The organism is Kitasatospora sp. NPDC004272 (genome assembly GCF_053603035.1).
In genome coordinates, this window is record NZ_JBSGET010000073.1 from 1 (window position 1) to 18160 (window position 18160).

The 18160-nt window shown below is 76.8% G+C and carries 2 protein-coding genes; both read right to left on the bottom strand.

What is annotated here, in order from left to right; translation table 11 throughout:
- On the bottom strand, positions 1 to 5636 hold a 5636-nt coding region (locus tag ACWEO5_RS22340; RefSeq protein ID WP_452164050.1), incomplete at its 3' end, for an amino acid adenylation domain-containing protein.
- Positions 5633 to 18118 carry an amino acid adenylation domain-containing protein gene (locus ACWEO5_RS22345; RefSeq protein ID WP_452164051.1) on the bottom strand — a complete coding sequence of 4162 codons (12486 nt, stop codon included), beginning with the start codon at positions 18116 to 18118 and terminating at the stop codon, positions 5633 to 5635. The genes ACWEO5_RS22340 and ACWEO5_RS22345, both read right to left, overlap by 4 nt.
- Positions 18119 to 18160: the final 42 nt, after the last annotated feature.

An 18160-nucleotide genomic window follows, 5' to 3' on the forward strand; every position in this document is an offset into this window, starting at 1 on the left:
GGCGTCTCGCGCAGCCGCGTCCACAGCGTCTCCGCGACCGCCTCACCGCCCAGCAGCACCAGCACCGGACGGTGCCGCCCCTCGTCCAACAGGCCGCACTCCAGCAGGGCCTGGGCGTAGGACGGGGTGACGTTGACGACGTCGACGGCGTGCTTGGCGCAGTAGTCGGCCAGGCCCTGGGCGTCGCGGCGCAGCGCTTCGTCCAGGACGTGCACCTCGTGGCCCTCGACCAGCCAGAGCAGCTCCTCCCACGACATGTCGAAGGAGAACGAGACGGTGTGCGCGATCCGCAGCCGACGGCCGCCGGCCGAGGCCACCACCGGGTCGAAGATCGCCTCCCGGTGGTTCAACTGCATGTTGGTCAGACCGCGGTAGGGCGTCACCACCCCCTTCGGCCGACCCGTCGAACCGGAGGTGAAGATCACGTACGCCGCCGCGTCCGGCTCGTAGGGCACCCGGTAGGGCTCGGCGGGAAAGGCGGCGAGTTCGGCCCGGACGGAGGGGTCGTCGAGCAGGACGGTGCCGGGGTGGGCGGGCAGCAGGGCGGCGGTGGCGGAGTCGGTGACCAGGACGACGGGGGCGGTGTCCTCCACCATGAACGCCAACCGGTCGGCCGGATAGTCGAGTTCGAGCGGCAGATACGCCGCACCCGCCCGCAGCACGGCGAACAGCGCCGCCACCATGTCCAACGAACGCGGCAACCCCAGCGCCACCACCGACTCCGGCCCCGCCCCCCGCGCCGCGAACAACCGCGCCAACCGGTCCACCCGCGCATCCAGCTCCGCGTACGACCAGGACTGCGCACCGAACACCAACGCCGTCTCCTCCGGCACCGAAACCGCCCGCTCCGCCAACAGCTCCGCCACCGACGCCGACGGCAACTCCCGCCCCGTCGAAGCCCACTCACCCAACAACACCCGCTCCCCCGCCGTCAGCACGTCCAGGCTGCGGACGGGGCGGTCGGGGTCGGCGGTGAGCTGGTCGAGCAGCTGGATCAGGCGTTGGGCGTGCCGTTCGACCTCGGTGCGGTCGAAGACGTCGGGGCGGTACTTCCACTCGAAGGTCAGCGCCGCGCCGGGGTTGGTGATGAAGACCAGCGGGAAGTGCGCGGCGTCGACGTCCTCGACCTCGCGGACGCCGAGGCGTTCGCGCAGGTCGGCGCGGGTGGCGGCGTCGGCGGGGGTGTTGCGGAGCACCTGGAGGGTGTCGAAGAGCCGGCCGAGGCCGGTGCCGCGCTGGATGGTGCCGAGGCCGGTCTGGTGGTGCGGCAGCAGGGCGGCCTGTTCGGCCTGGTGGCGGGCGAGGAAGGCGGCGACGCCCTCGCCGCCGTCCAGGGCGGCCCGGACCGGGACGGTGTTGAGGAACATGCCGATGGTGGCGTCGATGCCGGGCAGTTCGGCGGGGCGACCGGAGACGGTGGCGCCGAACACCACGTCCTGCCGGTTGGTGAGCCCGGCCAGCAGCAGCGCCCAGGCGCCGGACAGCACGGTGTTCAGGGTGAGTCCGTGGGTGCGGGTGAACTCGGTGACCCGGGTGGTGAGTTCGGTGCTCAGCCGGGCGGTGACGGAGTGCGGCAGCAGTCCGGCGCGCTCGCGGGCCTGCGGGGCGAGCAGGGTGGGCCCGTCCAGTCCGGCCAGTGCCTCGCGCCAGGCCGTGGCGCCCCGTTCGGCGTCGCGGGCGGCCAGCCAGCGCAGGAACTCCCGGTAGGGCAGGCCGGGTTCGGGGGCGGGCAGGCCCGCGCAGCGGCTCAGTAGTTCCTGCAGGAACAGGCCGGAGGACCAGCCGTCCCACAGCAGGGCGTGGTTGGTGACCAGGATCCGCTGCCCGCCGCCGGGGGCGAGCACCGAGACCAGGCGCAGCAGCGGCGGCGCGGCCGGGTCGAACCGGGTGGCGGCCTGCTGCGCCTTCAACTCGTCGAGTCGGTCGGCGAATTCCGCTTCGGTGAGGTCGGACAGGTCGGTCTCGGTGAGCGGGACGTCGACGGCGCGCGGCACGAACTGGACGGGCCGCTCGGGGCCGGTCTGCAGGAAGCCGGCCCGCAGGTTGGGGTGGGCGTCCAGGACGGCGGCGACGGCGGCGCGCAGGGCGGGCAGCGGGACGCGGCGGTCGAGGGTGATGACGTCGCGGGCGGTGTAGACGTCCACGGCGCCGTCGTCGTAGTCGGCCTCGAACAGCAGGCCCTCCTGGAGCGGGGAGACCGGCCAGACCTCCTCGATCTCCAGGTGCGGGGCGGCGGCCCGGACGGCGGCGAGTTCGGCCGCGGTGGCGGCGGGCAGTTCGGGCAGCGGGGGCCGGGCGGGGGCGGCCCCGCGGGTGTCGGCGAGCGCGGCGAGGGCGGCGGGGGTGCGCCGCTCGAAGACGTCGCGGGGGCTGAGCGCGAGGCCCTCGGCGCGGGCGGCACCGATCAGCCGGATGGAGGAGATGGAGTCGCCGCCGAGCCGGAAGAAGTCGTCCTCGGCGCCGAGCGCGGCGTCCTCGGGCAGCCCGAGGACTTCGGCGTACAGGGCGCACAGCAGGCGTTCGGTGGCGGTCTCGGCGGTGCGCGAGCCGGTCGCGCCCGCGTAGTCGAGGGCGTCGTCGGGGAGGGCGGCCCGGTCGAGCTTGCCGTTGACGGTCAGCGGGAGGGCGTCCAGGACGGCGAAGGCGGAGGGCACCATGTACCCGGGCAGCCGGGCGGCGAGCGCCTCCCGCACGGCGGCGGTGTCCAGTGCGCCCGGGACGGCGGGCACCAGGTAGGCGACGATCCGGTCCACCGGGCCGCGCCGGACCAGCACCGCGCTGTGCGCGACGGCCGGGTGTGCGGCCAACTCGGCCTCGATCTCGCCGAGTTCGATCCGGTGGCCGCGGATCTTGACCTGGCCGTCGGCCCGGCCCAGGTAGTCGAGGGTGCCATCGGGGCGGCGGCGCACCAGGTCGCCGGTGCGGTACATCCGGGTGCCGGGTTCGCCGAACGGGTCGGCGACGAAGCGGCCCGCGGTCAGGCCGGGGCGGTTCAGGTAGCCGCGGGCCAACTGCACGCCCGCCAGGTACAGTTCGCCCGGCGCGCCGTCCGGGACGGGCCGCAGCAGGGCGTCCAGCACGTGGGCGCGGCCGCCGGTGAGCGGGCGGCCGACGGCCGGGTCGGGGGTGTCGGCGAGGTCGGCGACCAGCGCGTCCACGGTGAACTCGGTGGGGCCGTAGTAGTTGAGCACGGTGCCGGTGGGTACGGCGGCCAGTTCGGCCCGCAGTTCGGTCCACAGCGCCTCGGGCAGTGCCTCACCACCGAGCAGCAGCACCGGCGGGCGGTGCGCGCCCGACAGCAGCCCGCTGTCGAGGAGTTGGCGGGCGTAGCTGGGGGTGACGTCCAGGGCGTGGATGCGTTCGGCCCGGGTGTAGGCGACGACCGCTTCGGCGTCCCGGCGGTCGTCCTCGCCGAGCAGGTGCAGTTCGTGGCCGCCGAGCAGCCAGATCAGCTGCTCCCAGGAGGAGTCGAAGGAGAACGAGGCGGTGTGCAGGGCGCGCAGGCGTTGGGTGCCGGCGGCGCTCAGCGCGGTGGCGAACTCGCGGGTGAGGTGGTCGTGGACGAGGTTGGCCAGGCCCGCGTGGGTGAGCACGACGCCCTTGGGGCGGCCGGTGGAGCCGGAGGTGTGGATGACGTACGCGGCCTGCCCGGGGTGCACGGGCAGGCGCACCGGCTCGCCGGGGGCGGCGAGTTCGGCGCGCACGGCCGGGTCGTCGAGCAGCACGACGGTGCCGGCGGGGTGTGCGGGCAGCCGGGCCAGCACGGCGCGGGTGGTGAGCAGCACGGCGGGGCGGGCGTCGTCCAGCAGCAGGGCGAGCCGCTCGTCGGGGTGGTCGAGGTCGAGTGGCAGGTAGCCGCCGCCGGCCCGCAGGACGGCGAGCAGGGCGGTGACGGCCTCGGTGGAGCGGGGCAGGGCGAGCGCGCAGATCCGTTCGGCGCGCAGGCCGCGGGCCAGCAGCAGGCGGGCCAACGCGTCGGTGTCGGCGTCGAGTTCGGCGTAGCTGCGCTCGGTGCGGGTGCCGTCGAGGGCGGGGCCGACCAGGGCGCGGACGGCGGGGCTCTCGGCGGCGCGGGCGCGCAGCAGGTCGTCGACGCCGGGCGGCGGGACGGCGGGCAGGGCCGGGCCGGTGGTGGTGGCGGGTCGGGCGGCGCGTTCGGCGGCGGTGAGCAGGTCGAGGCGGGCCAGCGGGGTGTCGGGGTCGGCGGCGAACGCCTCGGCCAGGCCGAGGAAGCGCTCCAGGACGGTGGCGGCCCGCGCGGCGTCGAACGCGTCGGGGCGGTATTCGAGTTCGAGGCGCAGGTCCTCGCCGGGCAGCAGGGTCAGGCCGAGCGGGTAGTGGGTGGCGTCGCGGGCACCGAGCGCGGTGACGGTCGGGCCGTCGCCGCCGGCGGCGTCCAGCGCGGTCTCCAGCTGCTCGCCGCCGCCCCGGTAGTTCTCCAGCACCAGCAGGGTGTCGAACAGCGTCCCGCCGGTGCCCGCCGCGCGCTGGATCGCGGCCAGGCCGAGGTGCTGATGCTCCATCAACTCGGCTTGTGCGGACTGGACTTCGGCGGCGGCCGTGGCGAGGGTGGCGCCGGGGGCGGGGTTGACCCGGACGGGGACGGTGTTGATGAACAGGCCGACCATCGACTCGGCGCCCGGCAGGTCGGCGGGGCGGCCGGAGACGGTGGTGCCGAACACGGTGTCGGTGCGGCCGGTGAGCGCGCCGAGCAGCACGCCCCACAGCGTGTGCGCGACGTTGCCGAGGGTCAGGCCCCGGCCGCGGACGGCGGCGGTCAGCCGGGCGGTCAGCTCGGGCCCGGCCTGCCGGGTGAGCAGGACCGGCTCGACGGCGGGCGTCCCGGCCGTGCCGGGCGCGACGGGGTGCGGGGTGTCGAACCCGGCGAGGGCGGCGGCCCAGGCGCGCTCGGCGGCGGCGGTGTCGCGGGTGGCCAGCAGGGCGAGGTGGTCGCGGTAGGGGCGCACCGGCGGCAGGCTCTCGCCGCGGTACAGCGCGAGCAGTTCGCGCACCACGATCGGCATCGACCAGCCGTCCAGCAGCAGGTGGTGGCAGGTCAGCACCAGCCGGTGCCGGTCGGCGGCCAGCCGCAGCAGGGCGAAGCGCAGCAGCGGCGGCGCGTCCAGTTCGAACGGGCGCCGCCAGTCCGCGTCCATCTCCCGCTGCACGTCCGCTTCCTGACCACTCGTCAGGTCGACGGTGCGCAGCGGGGTTTCGACGGTGCGCTGGACGAACTGCAGGACGTCCTGCGGGTCCTCGTACCAGAACCCGGCCCGCAGGTTGGCGTGCCGGACCAGCAGCGCGTCCACGGCGGCGGCCAGCCGCGACGGCTCGACCGGGCCGGCCAGGTCGAGGTGGGCCTGCACGACGTACACGTCCCGGGCCTCGTCGTCGTAGAGCGCGTGGAACAGCAGGCCCTCCTGGAGCGAGGACAGCGGGTACACGTCCTCCAGGTCCGACGGGGCCGGGCTGGTCGCCTGCGGGTCGTCGTGCGGGGTGGCGGAGTCGTTCATCGCGGTGTTCTCAGTCCTGGGGTCGGTGCGGTCGGTGGCTTCGGGGCGGTCGGTGGCTTCGGGGCGGGTGGGCGCTTCGGGGCGGGCTGCGGTTTCGGGCGGGACGGCGCGCGGGGTGGTCATCGGCGCCGCCGTCCGCGCAACTTGGCTTCCAGCTTGTCGAGTTGGGCCTGCTTGAGGGCGACCAGCGGCGGGCCGGCCGGGGCCACGGCTGCGGCTGCGGCTGCGGAGCCGACAGCGGCGGCGGGGCCGGCGGTCGCGAGGTCGTCCAGCGCGTCGAGCCAGGCGTCCGCGATCAGAGCCGCTTCGGCGTCCGTCACCAGGGCCTGCGGCCAGCCGAGTTCGACCGCGAGTTCGGGCCGCCCGTCCCGGTCGGCGGCGATCACGGCGTCCACCTCCAGCGGGTGGGCCACGGGCGCGGCCGGGTCGGGTCCGGCTCCGGCGGCGACGGCCGCGCGCTCGGCGGCCGGGGCGAACGGCCAGCCGCCGAGCGCGGGGCCCGCCTGGTCGGTGCGGCCCCGGTAGTTGAACAGCACCGGGGACGGCGGCGCGGCGGCCAGCAGCGGGGCGGTCTGCGGGTTGAGGTGGCGCAGCAGGCCGTGGCCGAGTCCCTTGTCGGGGGCGGCCCGCAGCTGCTCCTGGACCCGGGCCAGGACGTCCGGGGCGGCGGCGAGGTCGATTCCACCGAGGTCGAGGCGGACGGGGTGGACGGTGGTGAACCAGCCGACGGTGCCGGACAGGTCGGGCGCGTGGCCGGGGTGGCCGCCGCGGCCGTGGCCCTCCAGGTCGACCTGCAGCGCGGGCGCGGCGTCGGGCCGGGTGCGGGCCAGGCCGAGGACGAGTCCGGCGAGCAGCAGTTCGTCAGTGCCGGTGCCGGTGCCGGTGCCGGTGCCGTCAGCAGCGGTCGCCGCGGCGGCGGCGAGCAGTCGGGCGGTGCGGTCGGCGGGCAGGGTGCGGCGCAGGGTGCGCAGGGTGGCGTGGGTGTCGCGGGCCGGGTCGGCGGCGAGGTCGGCGAGCTGGCCGGGCGGGCCGGTGAGCGCGGTGCGCCAGTAGCCGGCCTCGGCGAGGCGGGTGCGCTGCTGGGCGTGGGCGTGCAGGTGGGCGGCCCAGTCGCGGAGGGCGACGGGTTCGGGGGCGAGGGCGGGTCGGCGTCCGGCGGCGGCGTCACGGTGGGCGGCGGCCAGGCGCGGGAGCAGGATCCGCCAGGAGACGCCGTCCACGGCGAGGTGGTGGACGGTGAGCAGCAGCCGTCCCTCGGCCTGCTCGCCCGCGTCGAACCAGACGGCGCGCAGCATCCGTCCGGCGGCGGGGTCGAGGGCGTCGGCGGCGCGGTCGGCCCCGGCGGTGAGCTGCTCGGCCGTGGGGCCGCCGGGGACGGGGACGCGGCGCAGCAGGGCGGGATCGGCGCTGGGCGGCAGGGTCTCCTGGGTCCACAGGCCGTCGGTGTCGTCCAGCCGGGTGCGCAGCGCGGGGTGGGCCTCGACCAGGGCGGCGAGCGCCTCCCGCAGCGGCCGCTCGCCGAGCCCGCCGGGGACGGTGAGCAGCACGGACTGGTTGAACCGCCGTACGCCGCCGCCGCGTTCGCGCAGCCAGTGCACGACGGGGAGCAGCGGCACCGGCCCTTCGACGGGGGCGTTCGGCACCGGCGCGGTGAGGGCGGGGGCGCTTGCGCCGGGGGCCCCGCCGCCGAACGCGGCGGTGAGCGCGGCGGGGGTCGGGTGCTGGAAGACGTCCTTCGTCGTGATCGCCAACCCGGCCGCCTTCGCCCGGCTCACCAGCTGCAGCGACACGATGCTGTCGCCCCCCAGCGCGAAGAAGTTCTCCTCCTCCCCCACCTCGGGCAGCCCCAGCACCTCGGCGAACACCCGCGCGAAGGCGGAGGGGCCGCGCTGGGCGGGGACGGTCGTGGTGGGCCGGTGGTCGGGGGCGGCCGGGTGCCGGTCGGGCGCGGGGAGCGCCTTGCGGTCGAGCTTGCCGTTGACGGACAGCGGCAGGGCGGCGAGTTCGACCACCACGGCGGGGACCAGGTGGTCGGGCAGGGTGGCGGCCAGCGCGGCCCGAGCGGCGGCCCCGGTGGTGCCGGAGCCCGCGGCGGGCACCACGTACCCGACCAGCTGCTTCGTTCCGCCGGCGGTCTGCCGTACCGTGACCGCCGCCTGGGCCACCCCGGGGAGTGCGGCGAGGGCGGCCTCGACCTCGCCGAGTTCGATCCGGAAGCCGCGGATCTTCACCTGGTCGTCGGTGCGGCCCAGGTACTCGACGCTGCCGTCGATCCGGTGGCGGACCAGGTCGCCGGTGCGGTACATCCGCTCGCCGGGTCCGCCGTACGGGTCGGCGACGAAGCGGCTCGCGGTCAGGCCGGGGCGGCCGAGGTAGCCGCGGGCCAACTGGACGCCCGCCAAGTAGAGTTCGCCGGGCACGCCGACCGGGCAGGGCCGCAGTGCGGCGTCCAGCACGTGCAGCCGGGTGTTCCAGGCGGGTCGGCCGATCGGGACGGTGCCCGCGCCGGCCCAGGCCCGGTGGTGGGTGACGTCGACGGCGGCCTCGGTGGGGCCGTACAGGTTGTGCAGTTCGATCTGCGGCCACCGGGCCAGGAAGCGGTCGACGGTGGCGGCGGGCAGTGCTTCGCCGGAGCAGAACACCCTTCGCACGGTGGCGAACCGGCGGCGCAGCGTGTCGTCGTCCTCGGCGGCGGCGGTGAACGCGGCGAGCATGGACGGCACGAAGTGGCAGGTGGTGACGGCGGCGCGGGCGGCCAGGGCGGCGAGTTCGGCGGGGTCGCGGTGGGCGCCGGGGCGGGCCAGGACGACGCGGGCGCCGACGGTCAGCGGGAGGAAGAACTCCCAGACCGAGACGTCGAACCCGGCCGGGGTCTTCTGCAGGACGCGGTCGGCGGCGCCGATCGCGTACATCTCGCGCATCCACTCCAGGCGGTTGACGATGGCCCGGTGGGTGACCAGGACGCCCTTGGGGCGGCCGGTGGAGCCGGAGGTGAAGATGACGTACGCGGCGTGGTCGGGCCCGGGCCCGGGCCCGGTACTCGCCGCGTCCTCGGCCTCCTCGGGGCCGGCGGTGTCGACGGGCAGCACCGGGACGCCGTCCACCGCCCAGGGGGCGGGCGCGCCGGGCGGGGTGAGGACGCAGACCGGGCGGGCGTCCTCGACCATGCCGGCGAGGCGTTCGGCCGGGTACTCGGTGTCCAGCGGCAGGTAGGCGGCGCCGGAGCGCAGCACCCCGAGCAGGGCGACCATCAGTTCGGCGGAACGCGGCACGGCGACGCCGACCACGGCGTCCGGCCCGGCGCCGCGGGCCGTCAGTTCGGCGGCCAACCCACCGGCCTTCGACCAGAGTTGACGGTAGGTCAGTTCATCGCCCTGGTAGTCGACGGCGACCGCGTCCGGGGTGGCGGCGACGCGTTCGGCGATCCGGCTGACCAGGGTGCCTTCGCGGACGGGGATCTCGGTGGCGTTCCAGGCGCCGGCCAGGCCGCGCGCCTCCTCGGCGGAGACGGGTTCGATCCGGGCGATCGGCTGTCCGGGGTCGGCGAGGGCCCGTTCCAGGACGTGCAGCAGTCGGGCGCCGTACAGGCGGGCGGTGGCCCGGTCGAAGAGGTCCTCGGCGTGGATGACGGTCAGGTCGGTGCGGGTGCCGTCGGCGGACTCCACGAAGGTGAACGCCAGGTCGAAGCGGGCGGCGTGCACGGGGTCGGGCAGCAGGGCGGTGCGGGCGCCGAGCAGGTGGTCCAGGCCGCCGGCCTCCTTGCGGTACTGCACCATCACCTGGAACAGCGGGTGCCGGCCCAGGGTCCGTTCCGGGTTGACCAGTTCGACCAGCCGGTCGAACGGCAGGTCCTGGTGGGCGAGCGCGCCGAGCACGGTCTCCTTCGCCCGGTCGACCAGTTCGGCGAACGCCGGTTCGCCGCCCAGGTCGTGGCGGAGCACCAGGGTGTTGACGAAGAAGCCGACCAGCTGTTCGAGGTCCGGTTCGCCGCGTCCGGCGACGGGTGCGCCGAGGGCGACATCGGCGGTGCCGGCGAGCCGGCCGAGCAGCAGGGCGGCGGCGGCCTGCACCACCATGAACGGGGTGGTGCCGCTGCTACGGGTGAACTCGGCCAGGGCGTCCCGCAGTTCGTCGGGGAGGGCGAGCCGGACGGCGCCGCCGCGGCCGCTGGCCTCGGCGGGGCGGGGGCGGTCGGCGGGCAGCGCGAGTTCGGCGGGCAGAGCGGCCAGCCGCTCGGCCCAGTAGGCGGACTGCGCCGCCAGCGGGCGTTCCGCCTGCCACAGCGTGTGGTCGGCGAACTGGAGCGGCAGCGGCGGGAGTTCGGGCGTGCGCCCGGCCCGGCGGGCGGCGTAGGCGGCGTCCAGGTCGCGCAGCAGCACGCCCTCGGACCACTCGTCGGCCGCGATGTGGTGCAGGGCGACGCTCAGCACGTGGCGGCGCGGCCCGGCGCTGAGCAGGACGGCGCGCACCGGGATCTCCCCGGTCAGGTCGAACACGTGCGCCCCGGCGGTGGCGGTCTCGACGTCCAGCCGGTGGCCGGCCACCTCGCGCAGCTCGAACGGCACTCCGGCCTCGGCCGGGGTGAGGATCCGCTGGTACGGGCGGCCGTCCCGCTCGGCGCAGACGGTGCGCAGCGCCTCGTGCCGGGCCAGCACGTCGCCGAAGGCCGACCGCAGCGCCTCGGGGTCGAGTTCGCCGTCGATCCGCAGCGCGCACGGGATGGTGTAGGCGGTGGACGGGCCCTGCAGGCGGTCCAGGAACCAGAGCCGGGCCTGCGCGGGGGCGAGCGGGAGCAGCTCGGGGCGCGGGCGGGCGGCGGGCCGGTCGGCGTCCTGCGGGCCGGTCGCGGCGTCCGGGCCCGCGGCCTCGTCGAGGCGGGCGGCGAACGCGGCGGGGGTGCGGGTCTCGAACAGGGTGCGGATGGCGACCTCGGTGCCGAGCGCGGCGCGCAGCCGGCCGACCAGCCGGGTGGCGAGCAGCGAGTGGCCGCCGAGCGCGAAGAAGTCCTCGTCGACGCCGACCGCGGGCAGGCCGAGCACCTCGGCGTACGCCCGGCACACCAGTTCCTCCCGCTCGGTGCGCGGGGCGGCCCCGGCGGGCGCGGGGTACGCGTCGGCGCCGGGTTCGGGCAGGGCCTGCCGGTCGAGCTTGCCGTTGACGTTCAGCGGCAGCGCGGGCAGCACGACCAGCGCGGCCGGGACGAGGTACTCGGGCAGTGCCTCGCCGAGCGCCTTGCGCAGGGCGGCGGGGTCGGCGTCCGCGCCGGGGGCGGCGACCAGGTAGCCGACCAGGCGCTTGGCGCCGCCGGGGGCGGGCCGGACCACGACGGCGGCCTGCGCGACGCCGGGCAGCGCGGCGAGCGCGGCCTCGGCCTCGCCGGGTTCGACCCGGAAGCCGCGGATCTTCACCTGGTCGTCCTCCCGGCCCAGGTAGTCCAGGCTGCCGTCGGGGCGGTGCCGGACCAGGTCGCCGGTGCGGTACATCCGCTCCCCGGGCGGGCCGTACGGGTCGGCGACGAAGCGGCTCGCGGTCAGGCCGGGCCGGTTGCCGTAGCCGCGGGCCAACCCGGGCCCGGCCACGTACAGTTCGCCGGGCGTGCCGGGCGGGACGGGCCGCAGCCGGGCGTCCAGCACGTAGGCGCGGGTGTTGCCGATCGGGCGGCCGACGAACGGGGCGGGGCTGTCGGCAAGGTCGGCGCCGAGGGTGTCGACGGTGTACTCGGTGGGGCCGTAGAAGTTGTGGCCGAGCACGCCGGGGGTGTCCCGGATCCGCTGCCACAGGGTGTCGCCGACGGCCTCGCCGCCGACCAGGAACAGCAGCGGGCGGTGCGCCGGGTCGTCCAGCAGGCCCCACTCGACGAGCTGGGCGCCGAAGGAGGGCGTGACGTCCAGGGTGTCGATCCGGTCGGCCAGCAGCCGGGCCGCGAGGGCCTGCGGGTCGCGGCGCAACTCCTCGCCGTAGACGTGCAGTTCGTGGCCGAGCAGCAGCCAGAGCAGCTGCTCCCAGGAGGAGTCGAAGGAGAACGAGGCGGTGTGCGCGGCCCGCAGGACGCGCCCGCCGGCGGCGGCCGCGGCCCGGCCGAAGACGGTGCCGCCGTGGTGCTCCAGCAGGTTGGCCAGGCCCCCGTGCGTCACCTGGACGCCCTTGGGGCGGCCGGTGGAGCCGGAGGTGTGGATGACGTACGCGAGGTGCCCGGGCTCGGGGCGGACGGGCTCGGGGCGGACGGGCTCGGGGCGGACGGGCTCGGCCGCCGGCGACCCGAGCGCGGCGAGCGGGACGGCGCCGAGTTCCGCCCCGGCCAGCACGGGCCGTTCGGCGGCGAGTTCGGCGGTGGTGAGGGTGAGCAGCGGGGTGGCGTCGGCGAGCATCAGGGCGATCCGCTCGTCCGGGTGGTCGAGGTCGACCGGCAGGTAGGCGGCGCCGGCGGCGAGCACGCCGAGCAGGGCGGCGACCAGGTCGGCGGAGCGCGGCAGGGCGAGCGCGACCACGGTGTCCGGGCGGGCGCCGAGCGCGGCCAGGTGCCGGGCGTACGCCTCGACCCGCTCGGCGAGCCGGCCGAACGTCAGCCGCTGGTCCCCGTGGACGACGGCGGTCCGCCCGGGGTGGGCGGCGGCGGTGGCGCGGAAGGCGTCGACCACGGTGCCGGGCGGCACCGGGCGGTCGGTGGCGTTCCAGCCGGCCAGCACGGTGTGCCGCTCCTCGGCGGTCAGGACGTCCAACCGGCCGACGGGGGTGTCGGGTTCGGCGGCGATCGCGGTGAGCAGGCGCAGCAGCCGGGCGCCGACGGCGGCGGCCCGGGCGGGGGTGAAGGCGTCGGGGCGGTACTCGACGGTGAGTTGCGGGTGCTCGCCGGGCAGGGTGAGCACGGTCAGCGGGTAGTGGGTGGCGCCGCGGTTGCCGATCGCCCCGACCCGCAGCGCTCCGGAGGTCAACTCGCCGGGCTGCACGGGGTAGTTCTCGAACACCAGCAGGGTGTCGAACAGGGTGCCGTGTCCGGCGGCGGCCTGGATCTGGGCCAGGCCGAGGTACTGGTGGTCGAGCAGCGCGGACTGCGCCTGCTGGAGCCGGGCCAGCGCGGCGGCGGCCGGCTCGTCCTCGTCGAGGGTGAAGCGGACCGGGACGGTGTTGCTGAACAGGCCCACGGCGGCTTCCACGCCCGGGAGTTCGCCGGGGCGGCCGGAGACGGTGGCACCGAACACCACGTCGGTGCGGCCGGTGAGCCGGCCCAGCAGGATCGCCCAGGCGCCCTGCACCAGGGTGTTCAGGGTCAGGCCGTGGCGGCGCGCGGTGGCGGTGAGCGCGGCGGCCGTCCCGGCGGGGATCGGGAGCTCCAACTCCCGCGCGGTCTGCGGTGGTTCATTGCGGTCGGCGTCGGCCAGCAGGGTCGGGCCGTCCAGTCCGGCCAGCGCGTCGCGCCAGGCGGCGGTGTCGGCGGCGGTGTCGCGGGCGGCGAGGTGGGCCAGGTGGTCGGCCCAGCGCGGCGCGGCGGGCAGCGCGGCGCCCTCGTGGACGGCGAGCACCTCGCGCAGCAGCACCGGCGTGGACCAGCCGTCCATCACGATGTGGTGCCGGGTCAGCAGCAGCCGGTGCCGTTCGGGGCCGAGCACCAGCAGCGCGCAGCGCACCAGCGGCGGCCGGGCCAGGTCGAAGCGGCGGGCGGCCTCGGCGTCCTCGATCCGGGCGGTCTCGGCGGCCTGCCGCCGCTCGTCGAGCCCGGACAGGTCGTGGGTGCTCCACGGGACGCGGACCCCGGGGACGAGGGCCTGCACGGGCTCCCCGGCGGCGGTCAGGGTGAAGGCGGCGCGCAGCGCGCCGTGCCGCCCCACCGCGGTGTCCACCGCGTGCGCGAGGGCGGCGCGGTCCAGCGGGCCGTGCAGGTCGAGCGAGGTCAGCGAGGTGTAGGTGGCGTCGTCGCCGGGCGGCAGCATCCGGTCGTGGAACAGCAGGCCCTCCTGGAGCGGGGAGAGCGGCAGCACCTCCTCCAGGCCCGGGTGGCGGACCGCCAGGGCGTCCAGGTCGGGCTGGGTCACGGCGGCCAGCGGCACGTCGGACGGGGTGAGCGCGGCGGCGTCCGGGCGGGCCGCCCAGCGGACCAGTCCGTCCAGCCGGTCGAACCACTCGGCGGCCAGTTCGCGGATCTCCGATTCGCCGAACAGCGCTTCGGGCCACGTCAGTTGGACGGTCAGCTCGGGTCCTTCGGCCCGCTCGTGGACGAACGCGCCGATCTCCAGTGCGTGCCCGCAGGGCCGCTCCGGGTCGGTGGTGGCGGTGATCGCGTCGCCCGCGCCGGGGGCGGGCGTCCAGGGCTCGCCGCCGGCCTCGAACCGCCCCAGGTAGTTGAACAGCAGCGGGGGTTCGGGCGCGTCCGCCAGCACCCCGGCGGTGTCCGGGTGGCGCAGCAGGCCCCAGCCGGTGCCCGCGTTCGGCAGCGCCCGCAGCCGCTCCTTCACCCCGGACAGCGCGGCGCCCGGCTCCGCCAGTTCGGCCAGGTCCAGGTGCAGCGGGAACTCGCTGGTCAGCCAGCCGACGGTGCGCGAGGTGTCCGCCCCGGGCACCAGCTGGTCCTCCCGGCCGTGGCCCTCCAGCCGCAGCAGCAGCCCGTCGGCGGCGGCCGCCCCGTGCAGGGCGCGGCGGCGCTCCCGGACCGCGAGCGCGAGCCCGGCCAGCAGCACGTGGTCCACCCCGGCCCGGCGGGCGGCCGGGACGGTGGTCAGCAGCGGCCCGGTGCGCGCGGCGGGCAGGGTGAGCCGCAGCCGGCGGGTGCGGGCCGCGGTGTCCCGGCCCGGGTCGAGCGGCGGCTCGGCCAGCAGCGGCACCCGCGGCAGCGCCGACTGCGCGCGCCAGTAAGGGAGTTCGGCCCGTACGGCCGGGCTCGCGGCGGCCTCGGCCAGCCCGTGCGCCCAGGCCCGCAGCGAGGTCGGCACCGGCGCGAGCGGCTGCCCCTCGTACGCGGCCCGCAGGTCCGGCAGCAGGATCCGCCAGGACACCCCGTCCACGGCCAGGTGGTGCACCACCAGCACCAGCAACCCGTCCTGCTCGGCCCCCGCGTCCAGGTGCACGGCCTGCAGCACCACGCCGCGCGCGGGATCCAGCCGTCCCGCCGCCGCCTCCCGCTCGACCTCCGCCGCTGCCGCCAGCTCCCCGGCGGCGACCCGCAGGTGCCGCACCCGTGCGGCGGCCGGCGCCGCCCCGACCGGCCGCACCTCCAGCGTCCACGGCGCGACACCCTCCGGGCCCGACGGCGCGCCCCCGTCGACACCCCCCACGTGCAGCCGCAGCCGCAGCGCGTCGTGGTGCTCGGTGAGCGTGTCGAGCGCGGCGACCAGTCGCGGCAGGTCGAGGCCGGCCGGGACGGTGAGGGTGGTGGACTGGGCGAAGCGGCCGATCGGGCCGCCCTGGTGGCGGAGCCACTCGGTGATGGGGGTGGGGGGAAGCGGGCCGTCGCGGTCGACGGCGGGGGTGGGGGCGGCCGTCTCGGCGGGGGTGACCGTGCCGGCGATCCGGGCGACGGTGCGCCGGTCGAAGACGGTGCGCGGGGTGAGGGCGAGTCCGGCGTGCCGGGCCCGGCTGGCGAGTTGGATGGCGGAGATGGAGTCGCCGCCGAGCGAGAAGAAGTTGTCGTCCGCGCCGACCTGTTCGACCGGCAGGCCGAGGACTTCGGCGACCAGCGCGGCCAGGATGCGTTCGGTGTCGGTGCGCGGTGCTCCCGCGCCCGCCGCTCCGGGGGTCGGCGCGGGCAGCGCCTTGCGGTCGAGCTTGCCGTTGACGGACAGCGGCAGGGTGTCCAGGCCGACGATCACGGCGGGGACGAAGTACTCGGGCAGGGTGAGCGCCAGCCGGTCGCGCAGCGCCTGCGGGTCGGCGGGCGGCGGGGCCGCGTACCCGACCAGTTGGGCCGCGCCGCTGCCGATCCGGTGCACCGCCACCGCCGCCTGGGCCACCCCGGGGAGCGCGGCGAGGGCGGCCTCGACCTCGCCGAGTTCGATCCGGAAGCCGCGGATCTTCACCTGGTCGTCGGTGCGGCCCAGGTACTCCACCGCGCCGTCCGGCCGGTGGCGGACCAGGTCGCCGGTGCGGTACATCCGCTCGCCGGGTCCGCCGTACGGGTCGGCGACGAAGCGGCTCGCGGTCAGGCCGGGGCGGCCGAGGTAGCCGCGGGCCAACTGGACGCCCGCCAAGTAGAGTTCGCCGGGCACGCCGACCGGGCAGGGCCGCAGCGCGGCGTCCAGCACGTACAGCCGGGTGTTCCAGACGGGTCGGCCGATCGGGACGGTGCCCGCGCCGGGGGCCGTGGTGTGGTGGGTGACGTCGACGGCGGCCTCGGTGGGGCCGTACAGGTTGTGCAGCGGGACGCCGGGGAGGGCGGTGTGCCAGCGGTCGACGGTGTCGGCGGGGAGGGCCTCGCCGGAGCAGAAGGCGTGCCGCAGGGTGGTGCAGCGGGTGCCGAGGTCGGGTTCCTCCAGGAAGGCGCGCAGCATGGAGGGGACGAAGTGCATTGCGGTGACGGCCTGTTGGGCGATCAGGTCGGCGAGGTAGCCGGGTTCCCGGTGGCCGTCGGGGCGGGCGAGGACGACGGTGGCGCCTTCGCACAGGGCCCAGAAGAACTCCCAGACGGAGACGTCGAACCCGGCGGGGGTCTTCTGCAGGACGCGGTCGGCGGCGGTGAGCCGGTACTGGTGCTGCATCCACTCCAGGCGGTTGACGATGGCCCGGTGGGTGACCGGGACGCCCTTGGGGCGGCCGGTGGAGCCGGAGGTGAAGATGACGTACGCGGCGTGGTCGGGCCCGGCGGGCACCGGCTCGGCGTGCGCCGCCCGGTCCGCCCGCGTCCGGTCCGCCCGCGGGCCGTCGAGCAGCAGGACGCGGGCGGCGGCCCGCTCCGGCAGCCGGTCCAGGACCGCGCCGACGGTGAGGACGCGGACCGGGTCGGCGTCCTCGATCATGCCGGCGAGGCGTTCGGCCGGGTGGTCGGTGTCCAGCGGCAGGTAGGCGGCGCCGGCCCGCAGCACGCCGAGCAGGGCGACCATCAGCGCGGTGGAGCGCGGCACGGCGACGGCGACCACGGTGTCCGGCCCGGCCCCGCCGGCTGCCAGCTCGCGGGCCAGTTCGCCTGCCCGCTGCCAGAGTTGACGGTACGTCAGCTCGCCGTCCGGGGCGGCGACCGCCACCGCGTCCGGGGTGCGGGCGGCCCGGTCGGCGATCCGGTCGACCAGGGTGCCGGGCGGGACGTCGTGCCCGGTGGCGTTCCACCGCTCCAGCACGTCCGCGCGCTCCTGCTCGGCCAGCAGGTCGAGTTCGCCGAGCGGGCGGTCCGGCTCGGCGGCGAGCCGTTCCAGCAGCGTGGTGAACCGGTGGGCGTGCAGGGCGAGTTCGGCCTCGGTGTACAGGCGCGGGTTGGCGTCGAACTCCAACTGCAGGCGGTGGTCGGGGGTCTTGGCGACGGACAGCGAGAGGTCCTCGACCGGTCCGGCGGCGAGGTTGACGGTGTGGCCGGGGCTGCCGGCGAAGTCCAGGTCGAGGTCGAAGGGCTTGATGTTAAGCAGCGGGCCGTACAGCCGTTCGTCGGTGCCGACCAGGCCGAGGGCGCGGCGCAGTTCCTCGCCGCGGTGCAACTGGTGGCGGCGGACGTCCTTGAGTTCGGCGGCGGAGCGGCGCAGCAGGGTGTCGAAGCCGTCGGCGGGGTCGACGGCCAGCCGCAGCGGCAGGATGTTGACGGCCATGCCGACCACCCGCGGGGTGCCGGGGGCGGTGCGGGCCATCAGGTGCATGCCGAGGACGGGGTCGGCGGTGCCGGTCATCCGGTGCAGGTAGGCAGCGAGGGCGGCGTGCGCGGCCTCGGCCCAGGTGGTGCGGGCGGCCTTGGCGGCGGCGAGCACGGGGGCGGTGCGGGCGGCGTCGAGGGTGATCCGGTGGCGGAGCGCGGCGGGGGCGGCGGCGGCCTGCTGCTCGGTGAGCGAGCGGACCTGCGGGCGGTCGGCGTACCGCTGCTGCCACCAGCGGGCGTCGGCGGCGGCCGACTCGCCGTCCAGGTAGGCGCGTTCGGCTTCGCGCAGGACGGCGGCGGGGCGCAGCGGGCTGTCCGGGACGTCGGCTCCGGCGGCGAGCGCGGTGTACGCCTCGGCGACCCGGCGGGTGAACAGGGCGACGCCGTAGCCGTCGATCACCAGGTGGTGGAACCACTGGAACCACAGGTGGCGCTCCGGCCCGGTGCGGACCAGCAGGGCGCCGTGCAGGGGGTCGCCGGAGAGGTCGGCGGGGCGGGCGAGCTGCTCGCGCACCAGGTCGACGGCGGCCCGTTCGGGGTCGGTGGCGCCGCGGGTGTCGAGCCGGGCGAGCGTCCAACTGCCGGGTTCGAAGCGGTGGTTGCTGGCACTTTCGCCGTTCGGGTGCACCGTCAGGTGCAGGCCGTCGGCCTCGGCGAGGGTGCGGGCGAGCGCGGCTTCGAGCAGTTCGGGCCGGAGCGGGCCGTCGATCCGGACGTACTGGCCGACGTTGTGGGCGGGGCTGCCGGGGTCGATCCGTTGCGCGGCCAGGACGCCGGCCTGGGCCGCCGTCAGCTCCTGCCGCTCGCCGTGCTCGGCCTGCGTGGTCGTGGTGCCAGCCATGGTCCGGCCCTTCCCGGTGTCGGCGGCCGCCGGGCCCGGAGT